This is a genomic window from Amycolatopsis sacchari (genome assembly GCF_900114035.1).
GTDB lineage: Bacteria > Actinomycetota > Actinomycetes > Mycobacteriales > Pseudonocardiaceae > Amycolatopsis_E > Amycolatopsis_E sacchari.
Window position 1 is genome coordinate 23,596 of the sequence record NZ_FORP01000022.1, and the last position, 14,279, is coordinate 37,874.

At 71.7% G+C, this 14,279-nt stretch carries 11 protein-coding genes; 4 read left to right on the forward strand and 7 right to left on the reverse strand.

Translation table 11 applies throughout. From position 1 onward, the window contains the following. Window positions 1-81 precede the first annotated feature (81 nt). On the forward strand, window positions 82-1,041 hold the full coding sequence (locus BMZ92_RS28185) for a 4-hydroxy-3-methylbut-2-enyl diphosphate reductase (RefSeq protein WP_091513644.1): 960 nt from the start codon (window positions 82-84) through the stop codon (window positions 1,039-1,041). 668 nt (window positions 1,042-1,709) lie between these two features. Here BMZ92_RS28185 and BMZ92_RS28190 read toward each other — a convergent pair. Then, window positions 1,710-2,828, reverse strand: coding sequence for a DUF6542 domain-containing protein (locus tag BMZ92_RS28190; RefSeq protein ID WP_091513646.1), 1,119 nt, complete (start codon window positions 2,826-2,828; stop codon window positions 1,710-1,712). Between the two features lie 190 nt (window positions 2,829-3,018). Then, window positions 3,019-3,936, reverse strand: a complete 918-nt coding sequence (gene rmuC, locus BMZ92_RS28195) for a DNA recombination protein RmuC (RefSeq protein WP_091513650.1) — start codon at window positions 3,934-3,936, stop codon at window positions 3,019-3,021. A 155-nt stretch (window positions 3,937-4,091) separates the two neighbouring features. Between rmuC and BMZ92_RS28200 the strand changes: the two genes are divergently transcribed. After that, a complete protein-coding gene (locus BMZ92_RS28200) occupies window positions 4,092-5,240 on the forward strand; it encodes an exonuclease SbcCD subunit D (protein WP_177228902.1) in 1,149 nt (382 codons plus the stop codon). Further along, window positions 5,237-8,197 carry an AAA family ATPase gene (locus tag BMZ92_RS28205; RefSeq protein ID WP_091513654.1) on the forward strand — a complete coding sequence of 987 codons (2,961 nt, stop codon included), beginning with the start codon at window positions 5,237-5,239 and terminating at the stop codon, window positions 8,195-8,197. The genes BMZ92_RS28200 and BMZ92_RS28205 overlap by 4 nt, the downstream gene beginning before the upstream one ends. A 1-nt stretch (window position 8,198) precedes the next feature. On the opposite strand, the gene BMZ92_RS28210 is transcribed toward BMZ92_RS28205, so the two are convergent. After that, window positions 8,199-8,708 carry a methylated-DNA--[protein]-cysteine S-methyltransferase gene (locus BMZ92_RS28210; protein ID WP_091513655.1) on the reverse strand — a complete coding sequence of 170 codons (510 nt, stop codon included), beginning with the start codon at window positions 8,706-8,708 and terminating at the stop codon, window positions 8,199-8,201. Between the two features lie 20 nt (window positions 8,709-8,728). After that, the gene (locus BMZ92_RS28215; RefSeq protein ID WP_091513658.1) at window positions 8,729-10,201 is read right to left on the reverse strand and encodes a DNA-3-methyladenine glycosylase 2 family protein; all 1,473 of its coding nucleotides are present in this window, start codon (window positions 10,199-10,201) and stop codon (window positions 8,729-8,731) included. 602 nt (window positions 10,202-10,803) lie between these two features. Here BMZ92_RS28215 and ychF point away from each other — a divergent pair. Continuing rightward, window positions 10,804-11,886 (forward strand): redox-regulated ATPase YchF, encoded by a 1,083-nt coding sequence (ychF, locus tag BMZ92_RS28220; protein ID WP_091513661.1) that lies wholly within the window; start codon window positions 10,804-10,806, stop codon window positions 11,884-11,886. A gap of 204 nt (window positions 11,887-12,090) precedes the next feature. On the opposite strand, the gene BMZ92_RS38710 is transcribed toward ychF, so the two are convergent. Genes BMZ92_RS38710 through BMZ92_RS28235 form a run of 3 tightly spaced genes read right to left on the reverse strand, consistent with a single transcriptional unit; the run spans window position 12,091 to window position 14,233 of the window. Next, window positions 12,091-12,459, reverse strand: coding sequence for an MmyB family transcriptional regulator (locus tag BMZ92_RS38710; RefSeq protein WP_342743523.1), 369 nt, complete (start codon window positions 12,457-12,459; stop codon window positions 12,091-12,093). Continuing rightward, window positions 12,453-13,571 carry a sensor histidine kinase gene (locus tag BMZ92_RS28230; RefSeq protein ID WP_091513662.1) on the reverse strand — a complete coding sequence of 373 codons (1,119 nt, stop codon included), beginning with the start codon at window positions 13,569-13,571 and terminating at the stop codon, window positions 12,453-12,455. Before BMZ92_RS28230 ends, BMZ92_RS38710 begins: the two co-directional genes overlap by 7 nt. Next, window positions 13,568-14,233 (reverse strand): response regulator transcription factor, encoded by a 666-nt coding sequence (locus BMZ92_RS28235; RefSeq protein ID WP_091513665.1) that lies wholly within the window; start codon window positions 14,231-14,233, stop codon window positions 13,568-13,570. Before BMZ92_RS28235 ends, BMZ92_RS28230 begins: the two co-directional genes overlap by 4 nt. Window positions 14,234-14,279 lie beyond the last annotated feature (46 nt).

Consider the following 14,279-nt stretch of genomic DNA (forward strand, 5'->3'; position numbering starts at 1 on the left):
GCCATCCTGCCCAACCCGGCGAGGGAAACGGCGCACCTGACGTGATCGGCCGCACACGACGGCGGGCCGTACCCTGGGGGCATGAGTGCAGCGAGCCCTGCCACCAAGCGCGTACTGCTGGCCAAACCCCGCGGCTACTGCGCCGGGGTCGACCGCGCGGTGATCGCCGTCGAGAAGGCCCTCGAGCTGTACGGGCCGCCGGTGTACGTGCGCAAGGAGATCGTGCACAACCGGCACGTGGTGGACACGCTGCGGGAGCGCGGCGTGATCTTCGTCGACGAGACGTCCGAGGTGCCGGAGGGCGAGCTGGTCGTGTTCTCCGCGCACGGGGTCTCGCCGGCGGTGCACGCCGAGGCGGCCGAGCGGAACCTGCGCACCATCGACGCCACGTGCCCGCTGGTGACGAAGGTGCACAAGGAGGTCAACCGGTTCGCCAAGGAGGACTACGACATCCTGCTCATCGGTCACGAGGGGCACGAGGAGGTCGAGGGCACGTCGGGGGAGGCGCCCGACCACGTCCAGCTCGTCGACACGGCCGAGGACGCGGCGAAGGCCGAGGTGCGTGACCCGTCGAAGGTGGTGTGGCTCTCGCAGACGACGCTGAGCGTGGACGAGACGATGGAGCGGGTCGACCAGCTGCGCGCCCGGTTCCCCAACCTCATCGACCCGCCGAGCGACGACATCTGTTACGCCACCTCGAACCGCCAGACAGCGGTCAAGGCGATGGCGGGCGAGTGCGATCTGGTGCTGGTGGTCGGTTCGCGCAACTCGTCGAACTCCAAGCGCCTCGTCGAGGTCGCGCTGCAGGCCGGTGCCCGCGACGCCCACCTGATCGACTACGCCAGCGAGGTGGACGAAGCCTGGCTGGAGGGCGTCGGGACTGTCGGCGTCACGAGTGGGGCGTCGGTGCCGGACGTCCTGGTGATGGACCTCCTGCAGTGGCTAGCCGACCGCGGCTGGGGCGAGGTCGAAGAGGTCACCACGGCGAACGAGAAGATCGCCTTCGCGCTGCCGCGGGAGCTTCGCAAAGCGGCCAAGTAGGTGGGGCCTGGAGTGTGAGATGGCGGCTGCCCTGGCTCGGGCAGCCGCCATCGTCGTTTCGTGCGGTCGTTGAGGGAGCTGTGGCGTTGGGTTGAGCGGTGCGGCGGGGTGACGCCTGCTGGGGCCGTGGGTAGGGCCGCAGCCAGAGGCGGCGACCGTCCGCGGCGTGGGACGGGAGCAGCGGCCCGCGGCCTGGTCGGGATCCGGCGCCGCCGCAAGCCGTAGCGCTGCTGCCGATCTGCCTTGCCGCCACTAGCCGCTCTGCGGCCGTTGCTTCAGGCAGCTACCGAGCCGAGCTGGGTGAGACGGACTGGGCGCTCACCGACCCGGCGGCGAGCAGAGCGCGCTCCCGGCCGCACGACCCACCCTGTCCCCGGCCGCAGCACCAAGGCGAGACGGCACCCGGGGCGCGGCACGTCAAGACGCCGCCCGGGGCGCGGCACGTCGGGACGTCACCCGGGGCGCGACGCGCCGAGACGCCGCCCGAGCGGCGACACGTCGAGACGTCACCCGGGGCGCGACGCGCCGAGACGCCGCCCGAGCAGCGATGCGCCGAGACGTCACCCGGGGCGCGACAGGGCGAGACACCACCTGGGCGCGGCACGGCGAGATGCCACCCGGGGCGCGACACGTCGAGACGCCCCCGAGCCGCGGCGTGGGTCACGACGTCAGGCTTCGTCCTCATCCCAGGGACGGCGGCCGCGCGGAGGAGGCCCGCTCCGGCGCCCTGGCGCGCGGCGCGGAGGTTCGCCGGCGCCGCCACGCGAGCTCCCGCCCCGCGGCGGTAGCCGTCGTGGACGGTCGCCGGGCACGCCCCGGCCCTCGCCGCCTCGGCGGCGGTCGGCGTCGTCTGGCGAAGCGCCGCGACGGCGGTCGCCTTCGTCCGGGGACGCACCACGGCGACGGTCTCCTTCGTCGCGCGGGGCACCGCGCCGCCGCTCGCTGTCGTCCCTGGCGCCGCGCGGGACGCGACCCTGCCGCCCCTGCGGCGACTTGCCGCGCGCTCCGGGCTCACCGCCGCGTTCCCTGCGGTCGCCACGAGCGCCGCCCTCGCCCCGCCGCGGCGGGTCCTCCGGGCGACGGCGAGGTGTCAGCGGCAGCGACGGGTGCGGATCACCGGCGACGGGTCGCCCGGCTGCGCCGCGCCCGTCCGCGGGACGACGAAGGCGCGTGGCACCCGCACCACGCTCAGCGGCGTCCTCAGCCACCGCCGCGTCGCGTGCCGACTTGCCTGGACGGTCAGCGGCTCCGGCACGCGGCCGGCCCTGGCGAGCCGGACGCTTCTTGTCCGGGTCCGACGTTCCGTCGGCGCCCTTCGCGGCGGCCTCCGGGTTGCGTTCCCGGTACAGCCGGAAGATGCCGATGACCAGCGTGAGGCCCGTGGTGATCGCCATCACCGGGAACCCGTTGATCAGCGGGGTGCCGACCGCGAGCGCCTTGGCGAGCGTGTCGCTGTTGGCGGGCACGCCGGTGATCAGCAGCACGACGAGCGGAACCGTGATCGCCAGGATCAACGGCGGCTGCACCATCGGCCCGAACAGACTGCGCCGCTGCACCGCGCAGATCGCGACCACCGCGCCGACGACGTAGCAGAGGTTGAACACCCAGCCCAGGGCGTTCTGCAGCTGCATGTCGGCAATCGCTCCCACCAGGGCGAGCCCGAAGGCCAGCAGGACGGCACCCCACCACGGCAGGCCGCGGCGCTCGCCGACGACGGGACGCGCGTCCCAGGGAACGGCTACCTCGTCGGCGTCGGTGTCGCTCTGCCGATCGCGAATGGCGGTCACAGGGCAACACGGTAACTCGTTCGAGCCGCCAACCGCCCGCCCCACCGTGCAGTTGGGCCTCCAGGCAGGCCAAGATGGACCGTTCGGACCACCACGACCAGCGGTTTTGCCGGTGCCGACGCTGTCGGCAATGTGCTGGTTACACGATCGACCCCGGTCAGCAATGGTCTGGACCCGGTTCGGTCGCGTTTCAGCTCGCGGCCAGTTCGTCCCCCTTCCGCACGGTCGGCAGTTCCGTCGGCGATCCGGATGCTTCGGACAGCGGGGCGACTGTCGCCCGGAATCCCTCCAAAGCCTCCAGCTCACGCCGCCGGGCGGACAGGAAACGCTGCAGGTGCGTGCTCGACAGGTTCAGCGCCTCCACCGCGTTCCCCGCCGCCCGGTGTGCGGCACTGGCCCCGGCCCGGACCCGTTCGATGTCCTCGACGACCGCCCGGTCGCTCGCCGCGAACAACGCGGCCGAAGCCAGTACCGCGAAACCCGTCGGGCCACACAGGAAGACCCGCCGGTCGAGCATCCACCGCAACAGCTCGGGATCGGTGTCGAGCGCGGCCACCACGGCCGCGTCGGAGGGAACGAACATGATCGTGCCGTAGATGGCGTCCGCCCAGCGCTGGTAACCCTTGCCCGCCAGCTCCGCGGCGCGCGAGCGCAGGTTGCGGACGTGCACCCGGAGTGCGTCGAGCCGTTCGTCGGCGTCGTCCGTCTCGACGGCCTCGGCCCAGCACGCCATGCTCGCCTTCGCGTCCACCGGGACGGTGCGATCGCCACCGACCCGGAGCACCATGTCCGGTTTCGCCGCCCCGCCGCCGGCGAGGTCGGTCTGCAGGGTGAAGTGCAGCCCCTCCCGCAGACCCAGCGCGCGTGCCGTCTCCACCAGAACCTGTTCCCCCAGTTCGCCCCTGCCGCTGATCGAGGCGAACGCCACCTCGTACCGGCGCAGGGCCGCCTGCTGCTGATCCACGCGTGAACGCTCGACCTCGACCTGCCGCGCGGCGGCGTCCGCACGGCGCATGCTGTCCGTGTAGAGCCGCCACAGCAGGGCGATCGCCACCAGCGCCGCCAGAGCGATGACGACGGCCGCCGTGCTGATCACGGTGGATGCCACGCCTCGCCTCCTTCCTCTCGTTCTCCTCGGTCGCACGCATCATGTCGGATGCCACCGACAAAAACGGCGATGTCACGGAGTCGAACACACGTTCGAGTGAACTACTCCGGCATGTCTCCGTCGTTCTGTCGGTGATCGCCTCTAGCTTGGGCGACGTGAGATTCCTGCACACCTCCGACTGGCACGTCGGACGCACCTTCCACGGCGCGGATCTGCTCGCCGAGCAGGCCGCCGTGCTCGACCACCTCGCGGACCTCGTCGCCGCCGAGGCGGTCGATGTCGTGCTGGTGTCCGGGGACGTCTACGACCGCGCCGTGCCCTCGGCCGAGGCGGTGCAGGTCGCCAACCGGGCGCTGGCGCGGCTGCGCGAGGCAGGCGCGCAACTGGTGCTCACGTCCGGGAACCACGATTCGGCGCCACGCCTCGGTGCCTTCGGTGATTTCGCCGCCGCGGGCGGGCTGCACCTGCGCACGACGATCGCCCGGATCGCCGATCCCGTGCTGCTGCGGGACGAACACGGTCCGGTCGCCGTCTACGGCATCCCCTACCTGGAGCCGGAACCGGCCCGGCACGCGCTCGGCGTGCCGGAAGCCAAGGGGCACAACGGAGTGCTGACCGAGGCGATGCGCCGCATCCGGGAAGACCTGCGGGGCAGGGAGCGCGGCACGCGGTCCGTCGTGCTCGCGCACGCGTTCGTGACGGGCGGGCAGGGCACCGATTCGGAACGCACGATCGCCGTCGGCGGTGTCGAGCAGGTGAGCGGTGACGTCTTCGCGGGAGTCGACTACGTCGCACTCGGCCATCTGCACGGGCCGCAGACGCTCGCGGAACACCTCAGGTATTCGGGAAGTCCGCTGGCCTACTCGTTTTCCGAGGCGCAGCAACGGAAATCGGTGTGGCTCGTGGACTTCGACGCGAACGGGCTCGCGGAGGTGCGCAGGCACGAGCTGCCCGTGCCGCGGCGGCTCGCGACGCTGAGGGGCGGTATCGAGTGGCTGCTCACCGCGGAGGAGCACGCGGATCTGGCCGACTGCTACCTGTCGGTGACGCTCACCGACTCCGTCCGGCCGATCGACGCGATGCGCCGGCTCCGCGAGCGCTTCCCGTACGCCGTGCACCTGGAATGGCAGCCGGAGAACGGAAAGGCGACCGCCACGTTGCGGTACGCGGAGGCGGTGCGCGGGCGGTCGGACGCCGAGATCACGCGGAACTTCCTCGACGACTGCCGGGGCGCGCCACCCAGCGAACGCGAGGAACGCTTGCTGCGCAAGGCATTGGAAGTCGCGGGCAGAGGTGAGTCATGAGGCTGCATCGACTGGAGGTCGCCGCGTTCGGGCCGTACCGCAAGCGCGAGGTCGTCGATTTCGACGCACTCGGCTCGGACGGGCTGTTCCTGTTGCACGGGGACACCGGCGCGGGCAAGACCACGCTTCTCGACGCGGTGGCCTTCGCGTTGTTCGGCGTCGTTCCCGGTGCCCGCGGCGAGGTGAAGCGCCTGCGCTGTGACTTCGCCGAGCCGGACGAGCCCACCGAGGTCGTGCTCGAACTGACCGTGCATGGGCAACGGATGCGGCTCGTGCGCAGTCCGGAGTACGAGCGTCCGAAACGTCGTGGCGAGGGAACGACCACCCAGCAGGCCAAGGCTTCGCTCACCTGGCTCGACGGCGCTCCGGCCGGGCATCCGCCGGAGGGTCTCGTGCGGATCGACGAGGTCAGCCGCACAGTGCAGGGGCTGCTCGGCATGACCCACCAGCAGTTCTTCCAGGTCGTGCTGCTGCCGCAGGGAGATTTCGCCAAGTTCCTGCGCGCGGACACCGACGAGCGCGAGAAGCTGCTGGAGCGGTTGTTCGGCACCAAGCGGTTCGCCGACGTCGAAGCGTGGTTCCGGGACCTGCGCGTGCACAAGCGGCGGGAGCTGGAAAGCCGTCGTCAGGGGATTCGCGAGTGGGTGGCCCGGTTCGCCCAGGTGGCGGGGCAGGACATCCCGGAGGACAACCTCGCCGAGTGGGTCGGGGAAGTCAGGCTGCATACGGAAAAGGCCGTCGAGGAGGCGCAATCCGCTGAGCGCCAAGCTCGGTCTGCTTTGGACAGTGCCGAGAAGGTGTTGCAGGCGCGACGGACAGCCGCCGAACGCGTACAACGCCTGCGCGCCGCGCATCATCGTTTGTCCACATTGGCCGAGCAGGAACCGGAACGCCTGCGCTGGAAGGAGGAACTCGCTGCGGCCCGTCGTGCGGCGACTGTCCTACGTGTGGCGGCACAGGCCGAACGCTGTGCCGGGCAGCTGGAGGATGCCCGGACCGTCGAGCAGCAACGCGTCCGGAAGCTGGCTGCTCTGGGATACGCGGACACGGACGCTGACGCCGTCGAGTTGCGCAGACAGGCCGGGAAACTCCGTGAGGAGGCCGGGGCGCTGGCGGGGCTGGTCGCGGAGGCGGAGCAGCAGTCGCGTGATCGCCGGATGATCGCCCAGCTGGCCGAGCGAGCCGACCAGGCCAGGTCGACGGTGCTCGTGCTCACCGACAAACTCGACGGGATTCCCCAGCTGGCGGCGGAACTGCGCGAACAACTCGACGCGGCGACGACCGCGGCCGGTCGGCTGGAGGGGTTGCGAACCAAAAAGGCTGAACTGACCGCTGCCGTGCAGGACGCGACCGGTCTGCCCGCGGCGGTGCGAGCGGTCGCCGAGGCCGAGGAACGGGTGCGTGCCGCGGTCGACGCCCACCAGGAAGCCCGCGAGCACCAGCTGAAGCTGCGTGAGCTGCGGTTGGACGGGATGGCGGCGGAGCTGGCGGCCGGTTTGGTCGACGGCGGGGCTTGCCCGGTCTGCGGGTCCGCCGAGCATCCGGCGCCTGCGCGGCCCGCCTCGGGTTCGGTCGACCGTGAGCAGGAAGCCGAGGCCGAAGCGGCGGTCCGGCGCGCGGAAGAGGCGCGCAGTGCCGCGGAAGCCGCGAAACACCGTGCGGAGACCGCGCTCACCGCCCTGCGGGAGCGGCTGCGGGGGCGCAGCGGCGAGGAACTCGAGGCCGAGCTGCACCAGGTGACCACGCAGTTGGCGGAGGTGGAAGGCCAGGCGCAGCGCCGGACCCGGCTCGCTGCGGAGCTGCGGTCCGCCGAAGCGGAGAAGAGCTCGCTGACCGACGACTTGGTCGCTGCGAAGGAGGCCGTCGCGGCGGCGGAAACCCAGCGCCTGGCCCTGCAGGAGCAGGTCGAGAAGCGCGAGCGGCGGCTGGACGAGGCGCGCGGCGAGCACGCGGACGTGAGGACGCGGCGGGCGCACCTCGTGGGCGTCGTGCAGGCACTCGACGCGTTGACGGAGGCGCGCCTGGCCAGGGCGACCGCCGAGGAGCAGGTGGCGGAGCGCGAGGAGGAGCTGCGTTCCTGCCTCGCCCAGGCGGAGTTCGAGACGGTCGACGAGATGCGTGCGGCGGCGCGTCCCGACGACGTGATCGCCCGGCTGGAGAAACGGCTCACCGACGCGGCGAACGAGGAGGCCGCCGCCCGTGCCGTGCTCGCCGAACCCGAGCTGGCGGACGTATCCCCGGACGACGAGGTCGACGTGGGTTCGGCGGTCGAAGACGCACGCGCCGCCAGGGCCGCCGCGGAAACCGCGGTCGCGCAGCTGGAGGCGGCCACGACCCGCGCGACGGAGCTGGAGCGGCTGGCCGGGCGGCTGACGGAAGAAACCGAAGCGATCAGGCCGCTGGAAGAGGAGTTCGAGGAGCTCGACGCGCTGACCGACGTGGTCAACGGCCGGGGCCAGAACGCCCGGCACATGTCGTTGCGCTCGTACGTGCTCGCCGCCCGGCTGGAGGAGGTCGCCGTCGCGGCCACCGCGCGCCTGCAGGCGATGAGCCAGGGGCGCTACTCCTTCGTGCACTCGGACCGGGCCGGGGCCCGTGGGACGCGAGGCGGACTCGGTCTCGACGTGCTCGACGACTACTCCGGCACGGTCCGGCCGGCGAAGACACTGTCCGGGGGCGAGTCGTTCCTCGCGTCGCTCTCGCTCGCGCTCGGCCTGGCGGACGTGGTCGCCGCCGAGACCGGCGGAGCACTGCTGGACACCCTGTTCGTCGACGAGGGTTTCGGCACGCTGGACGCCGAAACCCTCGACGTCGTGATGAACATCCTCGACGAGCTGCGGGCCGGTGGGCGGGTCGTCGGCCTCGTCTCGCACGTCGAGGAGCTGCGTCAGCGCATCCCGACCCGGCTGCGGGTGCGCAAGGCGCGGACCGGATCGACGCTGGAGGTGCAGATGTGAGCTAACGCAGCTCGGGGGACTCGTGGTCGAGCAGCCAGCGCTTGACGTCGACGCCCCAGCGGAAGCCGCCCATCGCGCCACCGATGCGCAGCACCCGGTGACAGGGCACGAACAACGCGGCCGCGTTGCGGGCGCAGGCGGACGCGGCCGCCCGGATGGCCGCGGGCCGTCCGGCGAGCGCGGCGTAGTCGCTGTACGTGACCGGTTTGCCTGCGGGCACGGTCCGCAGCACGTCCCACGCGTGTTGCAGGAACTCGCCGGACCGCTGGCGGACGGGGATGTCGTCGATGGCGTCCAGTTCGCCCTCGTGGTAGCGGCGGGTGGCCGTGCTGACGGCACCGAGGTCGCGCTTTTCGCGCAGCTCACCCGGTAGGAGGGAGCGCGAGATCTGCGGCGTCAGCTTGTCGAGGTCGGCGGTCCAGCCGGAGGCCAGCACGGCTCCATCGCTCGCGACGATCGCGGTGAAGGGGCCGATGGGGGTGTCCATTGTGGACCAGTGGGCGATGCTCATGGGGGTCTCCTTCGATCGGGTCAGGCGCTTCGCCAGAGGTACATGCCGGCGTACGAACGCCAGGGGCGCCAGGCCTGCGAGTGCCCGGCGAGGTCGGTGATGCCGAGTGCAGCCGCGCCTTTGCGGACCACGAGGTCGTCTGCGAGGAGCAGGTCGGGAACGCCGAGGACGCGCATGAGCACGTAGTCCGCGGTCCACGGTCCGACGCCGGGCAGAGCCAGCAGCTCGGCGCGGAGTTCGTCCGGGTCGCGGCCGACGTGGACCTCGAGGCTGCCCGTGGCGAGTGCCTCGGCGGCGGCGAGGATCGCCTCGACGCGGCGGCGAGGGCCGCGGAGCACGTCTTGACCGTGTTCCGCGACAGCCTCCGGCGTGGGGAACAGCGTGCCCCAGGGCAGCTGCTCGCCGAGGGCTTCCGCGAGCCTGCCCGCGGCCGTCCGAGCGGCGGCGACGGACACCTGCTGCCCGAGCATGGTGCGGAGCAGCAGCTCCGAGCCGTCCACCGCGCCCGGCACCCGGATGCCCGGTGCGGCGGCGACCGCGGGCGCGAGCGCCGGGTCCTCGCCGAGCACACGCAGGACGGCCTCGGGATCGGCGTCCAGGTCGAGGAGCCTGCGCGTGCGAGCCACGGCGCTCCCGAGGTCGCGCACGTCCGCGAGCCGGAGTTCGCAGCGGATGTGACCGTCCTGGGGAGTCAGGTCGACGGTCGCGGGGCCGTGGGGCAAGCGCAGGGTGCGCCCGTAGCCGCCGTCCTCCGCCCACTCGACGCCAGGCACTGCGCGGGCGGCGAGGAAGCCGAAGATGCCCGCGGCGTCGAACGGCTTGCGGTAGGGCAGGCGCAGGCTGAGCCTGGTGCCTGCGGGCTCGTCGGCGAGCGGGGTGCCCTGGCGTCCGCGCGCGGCCGTCGCGGCGGCACGCAGCTGCGATGGCGTGCGCGCGAAGACCTCGCGGATCGTGTCGTTGAACTGGCGGACGCTGGAGAACCCCGCGGCGAAGGCGACGTCGGCCAGCGGCAGCTCGGAGAGCTCGATCAGCAGGCGGGCCGAGTGGGCGCGGTGCGCGCGGGCCAGGGCGAGCGGGCCCGCGCCGAGTTCTGCCGTCAGCACCCTGCCGAGCTGGCGCTCGGAGTAGCCGAGGTGCCTGGCCAGACCGGGCACGCCTTCGCGCTCGACGACGCCGTCCGCGATCAGGCGCATCGCGCGGGCGGCGAGGTCCGCGCGGAGGTTCCACTCCGGCGAGCCGGGGACGGCGTCGGGCAGGCAGCGGCGGCACGCGCGGAAGCCCCCCGACTGGGCGGCGGCCGACGTGGGGTAGAACCGCACGTTCGAGGCCTTCGGGGTCAGTGCGGGGCAGGAGGGGCGGCAGTAGATGCCGGTGGTCTTGACGGCCACGATGAACTGCCCGTCGAAGCGGGCGTCGCGCGAGGCGACGGCGCGGTAGCAGCGCTCGGCGTCGCGCCAGAGCGCCTGCCCGGCGGAGGTGGCTACGGCTGTCATGGCTTCGATACTGCCAGCAGGCCAGGGCCCTGACTGGCGGAAAACCGACATGGCCGTGGCGGGGGTCCCGGGGGTGCTTTCGCGGGCTCGGCGACGGGCGTGCGACTGGGCGAGGAGGTCGGTGGGTGGCGGAGGCGGGGGCGACCGATGAGCTGAGCCGGGAGCGAGGGCGGGCCTGGTGGCGAGTGAACTCGCTGGTGGGCGGGGTCAGGTGAGGAGCTAGCTCGGGCCGGGTGTGCGGGGCCGGTGAGTGATGGCGGCGGCTGTCGGGGAGGTGGCTGCGCGAGCCAGGGCAGGGTGAGCCGCCGCAGCCCTCGCCAGCCGGGCCGCTGCCGCAGCCCTCGCCAGCCGGGCCGCTGCCGCAGCCCGGCCGTCGCCCAGCCCTCGAGCCAGGACAGGGCGAGCCGCCGCAGTCGTAGCCGCCGCTCTCGCCAGCCCGGCCGCTACCGCCGCCCCGCCGCCTCGCCGCCCAGCCGTCGGCCAGTCCTCGGTCGGGCTGGGCGAGTCGCCCCGGTGTGGACCGGCCCCCGGCCACGCGGCCCGATCGGGGCCTCGGCGACCGGGGCGGGGTGGTGGTCTGTGCGCAACTAGACTGTTCGTCCGTGAGCCTCACCCTCGGCATCGTCGGGCTGCCCAACGTCGGCAAGTCCACCCTGTTCAACGCGCTGACCCGCAACGACGTCCTCGCGGCGAACTACCCGTTCGCGACGATCGAGCCCAACGTCGGCGTCGTGCCGCTGCCCGACGCGCGGCTGGACAAGCTCGCCGAGCTGTTCCACTCCGAGAAGATCGTGCCCGCCACGGTGTCCTTTGTGGACATCGCGGGCATCGTCAAGGGGGCTTCCGAGGGCGCGGGGCTCGGGAACAAGTTCCTCGCCAACATCCGCGAGGCCAACGCCATCTGCCAGGTCATCCGCGTCTTCGACGACCCCGACGTCGTGCACGTCGACGGCCGCGTCGACCCCTCGGCCGACATCGAGACCATCAACACCGAGCTGATCCTCGCAGACCTGCAGACCCTCGAAAAGGCCCTGCCGCGCCTGGAAAAGGAAGCCCGCACCAAGAAGGAGAACCGGCCCGCGCTGGAAGCCGCGCAGCAGGCCAAGGACATCCTCGACAGCGGCCGCACCCTGTTCTCCGCCCAAAAGGAGGTCGACACCACCCTCCTGCGTGAGCTGAGCCTCCTGACCACCAAGCCCTTCCTGTACGTCTTCAACGCCGACGAGGGCATCCTCACCGACGAAGCCAAGCGCGAGGAGCTGACGAAGCTCGTCGCGCCCGCGGACGCCGTCTTCCTCGACGCGAAGATCGAGGCGGAGCTGCTGGAGCTGGACGACGAGGAGTCCGTGCGCGAACTGCTGGAGTCGGTCGGCCAGCACGAGCCCGGGTTGTACGCCCTCGCGCGGGCCGGGTTCCACACGCTCGGCCTGCAGACCTACCTCACGGCGGGGCCGAAGGAATCGCGCGCCTGGACGATCCCCAAGGGCGCCACCGCTCCGCAGGCCGCCGGCGTCATCCACACCGACTTCGAGCGCGGGTTCATCAAGGCCGAGATCGTGTCCTACGACGACCTGATCGAGGCCGGGTCGATGGCCGCCGCCCGGGCCGCGGGCAAGGTCCGCATGGAGGGCAAGGACTACGTCATGGCCGACGGCGACGTGGTTGAATTCAGGTTCAACGTATAAGCACGTGCGAGTTGCTCTTGCGATGTCTGCATGAATTCTCTCCGCAGGTGGCCGCAGAGTGCGTGCCGCGATGGGCGGCTTCTTGTTCGCTCGGACAGATGCCGGGCTGGGAAGTTCGCTGACGCGAGGGCCGTGCGAATCGCGGGTCACGACCGTTCGAGCGTGCGGGCCCAGAGCCGATCAAGGCCCAAGCTTGCAGGTCATTCAGGTCGCTGCGGTGACGCGGAGGAGATCGAGCTTGTTCTCGTCCGTAGAACCTGCGGCAGCGGTATGAGCGACGATGCGCAGATCGGCTCCCGGGACGGAGAGGACGTCGCAGTCGAGTGTGATCGCACCGACCTCGGGGTGCTCGATCGTCTTGCGGCTGCTGGTGTGCTCGGCCGGCCTTCTACGACGTCGAGGGCGAGCACACCGCCGCCAACCGCGCTGCCGGTCTGCGGGATGCGCGCCGCATCGGCGCGGTCTTCCTCTCGCCGGACCGCGTGCCCTGGGATGCGAAGGCCGAGCACCTCGAGGCGCGGCGGGCCGGGAAGGCCGCCTGACGCCGGTCGTGACGGCCGACGGCATCACCATCGTCCACCGCGTTGGTCCTCCGGTGCAGAGGTCGGCCGTTGATCGGCGGCCGGCAGTCGTACTTCGACCCGAATGCCGCCAGCTGTGCGGGCCCGCAATGTCAGGGTGCCGTCGTGGCCGTCGACGATCGCGCGTGCGATCGCCAGGCCGAGTCCCGTTCCCGAGTGGTCGTCACGTCGTGTGCGCTCGGATCCGCGCTGGAACGGCTCCGCAAGCGTCGACACGGTCGCGTCGTCGAGGACCTCGCCGGTGTTCTCCACCACGAGGGTGACCTCGCCATGGGTCGACGACGTCGCCACGCGTGCCCAGCCGCCCGCTGTGTTGTGGACGATCGCATTGTGCAGCAGGTTCGTCGCCAGCTGGCTCAGCAGGGCAGGGTCCCCGCGCACGTCGGCGCGGTCGCCTGACAGGTCCAACGTGACGTCGCTGCGCTCGGCAAGCGGCAGAAGCTCTTCGGCCGCCGCCTCGGCAGCCAACGACAGATCGATGGGTTCACGCTTGTCGATGCCCCGCTCGGCAGAAGCGAGAGCGAGCAGCGCCTCTGCCACGGCGATGGCGCGGTCATTCGTCGCGGCGAGGCGCTCGAGGGCGACGCGCGGATCCGCGTCAGGGTCGTCACGTGCGACGTCGAGCACCGATCGCATCACCGACAGGGGCGTGCGCAGCTCATGTGAGGCGTTCGCGGCGAAGCGCCTCTGCTCGGCGACGTGTGATTCGATGCGGGCGAGCATGCTGTCGAACGCGTCCGCGAGCTCGCCGAACTCGTCGTCGCGCCCGGTCATCCGGATTCGGTGCGACAGGGACCCCGCGGCCGTGGCTCTCGTCGCGGCGGTGATGCGCTGCAGAGGCGAGAGCATCCGTCCGGCCAGGAACCATCCGCCGATGAGCCCGAACGCCACAAGGAAGGCGAAGGCCCACGTAGCGCGCGGCCAGAACGCGCGGCCCAGGTCCGACCGGTTCGGCACGAACCCGCTTCGCATGGGAATCGCGTCGTCGGGCACATAGCGCAGCAAGAACAGCCACACGAGCGCGAGCAGGATCACGCCGGCGACGATGACGATCAGCGCGTAGCTGAGGGCGAGGCGCGCACGGGCGCTGCGTAGAAGCGTCATGACGGCACCGCGATGCGGTATCCGACGCCAGGCACTGTTTCGATGAGCATCGGTTCGCCGAGGCGTTTGCGCAGGGATGACACGGTGATGCGCACGGCGTTCGTGAACGGGTCGGCGTTCTCATCCCATGCGCGTTCGAGCAGCTCCTCGGCGCTGATCACGCCCCCGGCGGCGTCGACGAGCACTTCGAGGACGGCGAACTGCTTGCGGGTGAGGGCGACGTAGCGGCCGTCACGGTAGACCTCGCGGCGGAAGGGATCCACGCGCAGTCCTGCGGCTTCGAGGATCGGCGGTCGCCGTCGGTCTCTGCGTCGGGCGAGGGCGCGGATCCGCAGCACGAGCTCGCGCATCGCGAACGGCTTCGTGAGGTAGTCGTCGGCTCCGAGCTCGAAGCCGGTCTCCTTGTCGTCGAGCCGGTCGGCGGCCGTCAGCATGAGGATCGCCGGTCCTTCCCCTGAGGCGACGATCCGGCGGGCGACCTCGTCGCCGGATGGGCCTGGGATATCGCGGTCGATCAGCGCGATGTCGTACTCCGTGACCGACAGCGCCTCGAGCGCCGAGTCGCCGTCGCGCGCGATGTCGGCGCTGATCGCTTCCAGGCGCAGCCCGTCACGGACCGCTTCGGCGAGGAGGGGCTCGTCTTCGACGATCAGCACGCGCATGCGCCCATCGTACGAACGCGCACATATCGTCCGCGTATCGAAAACG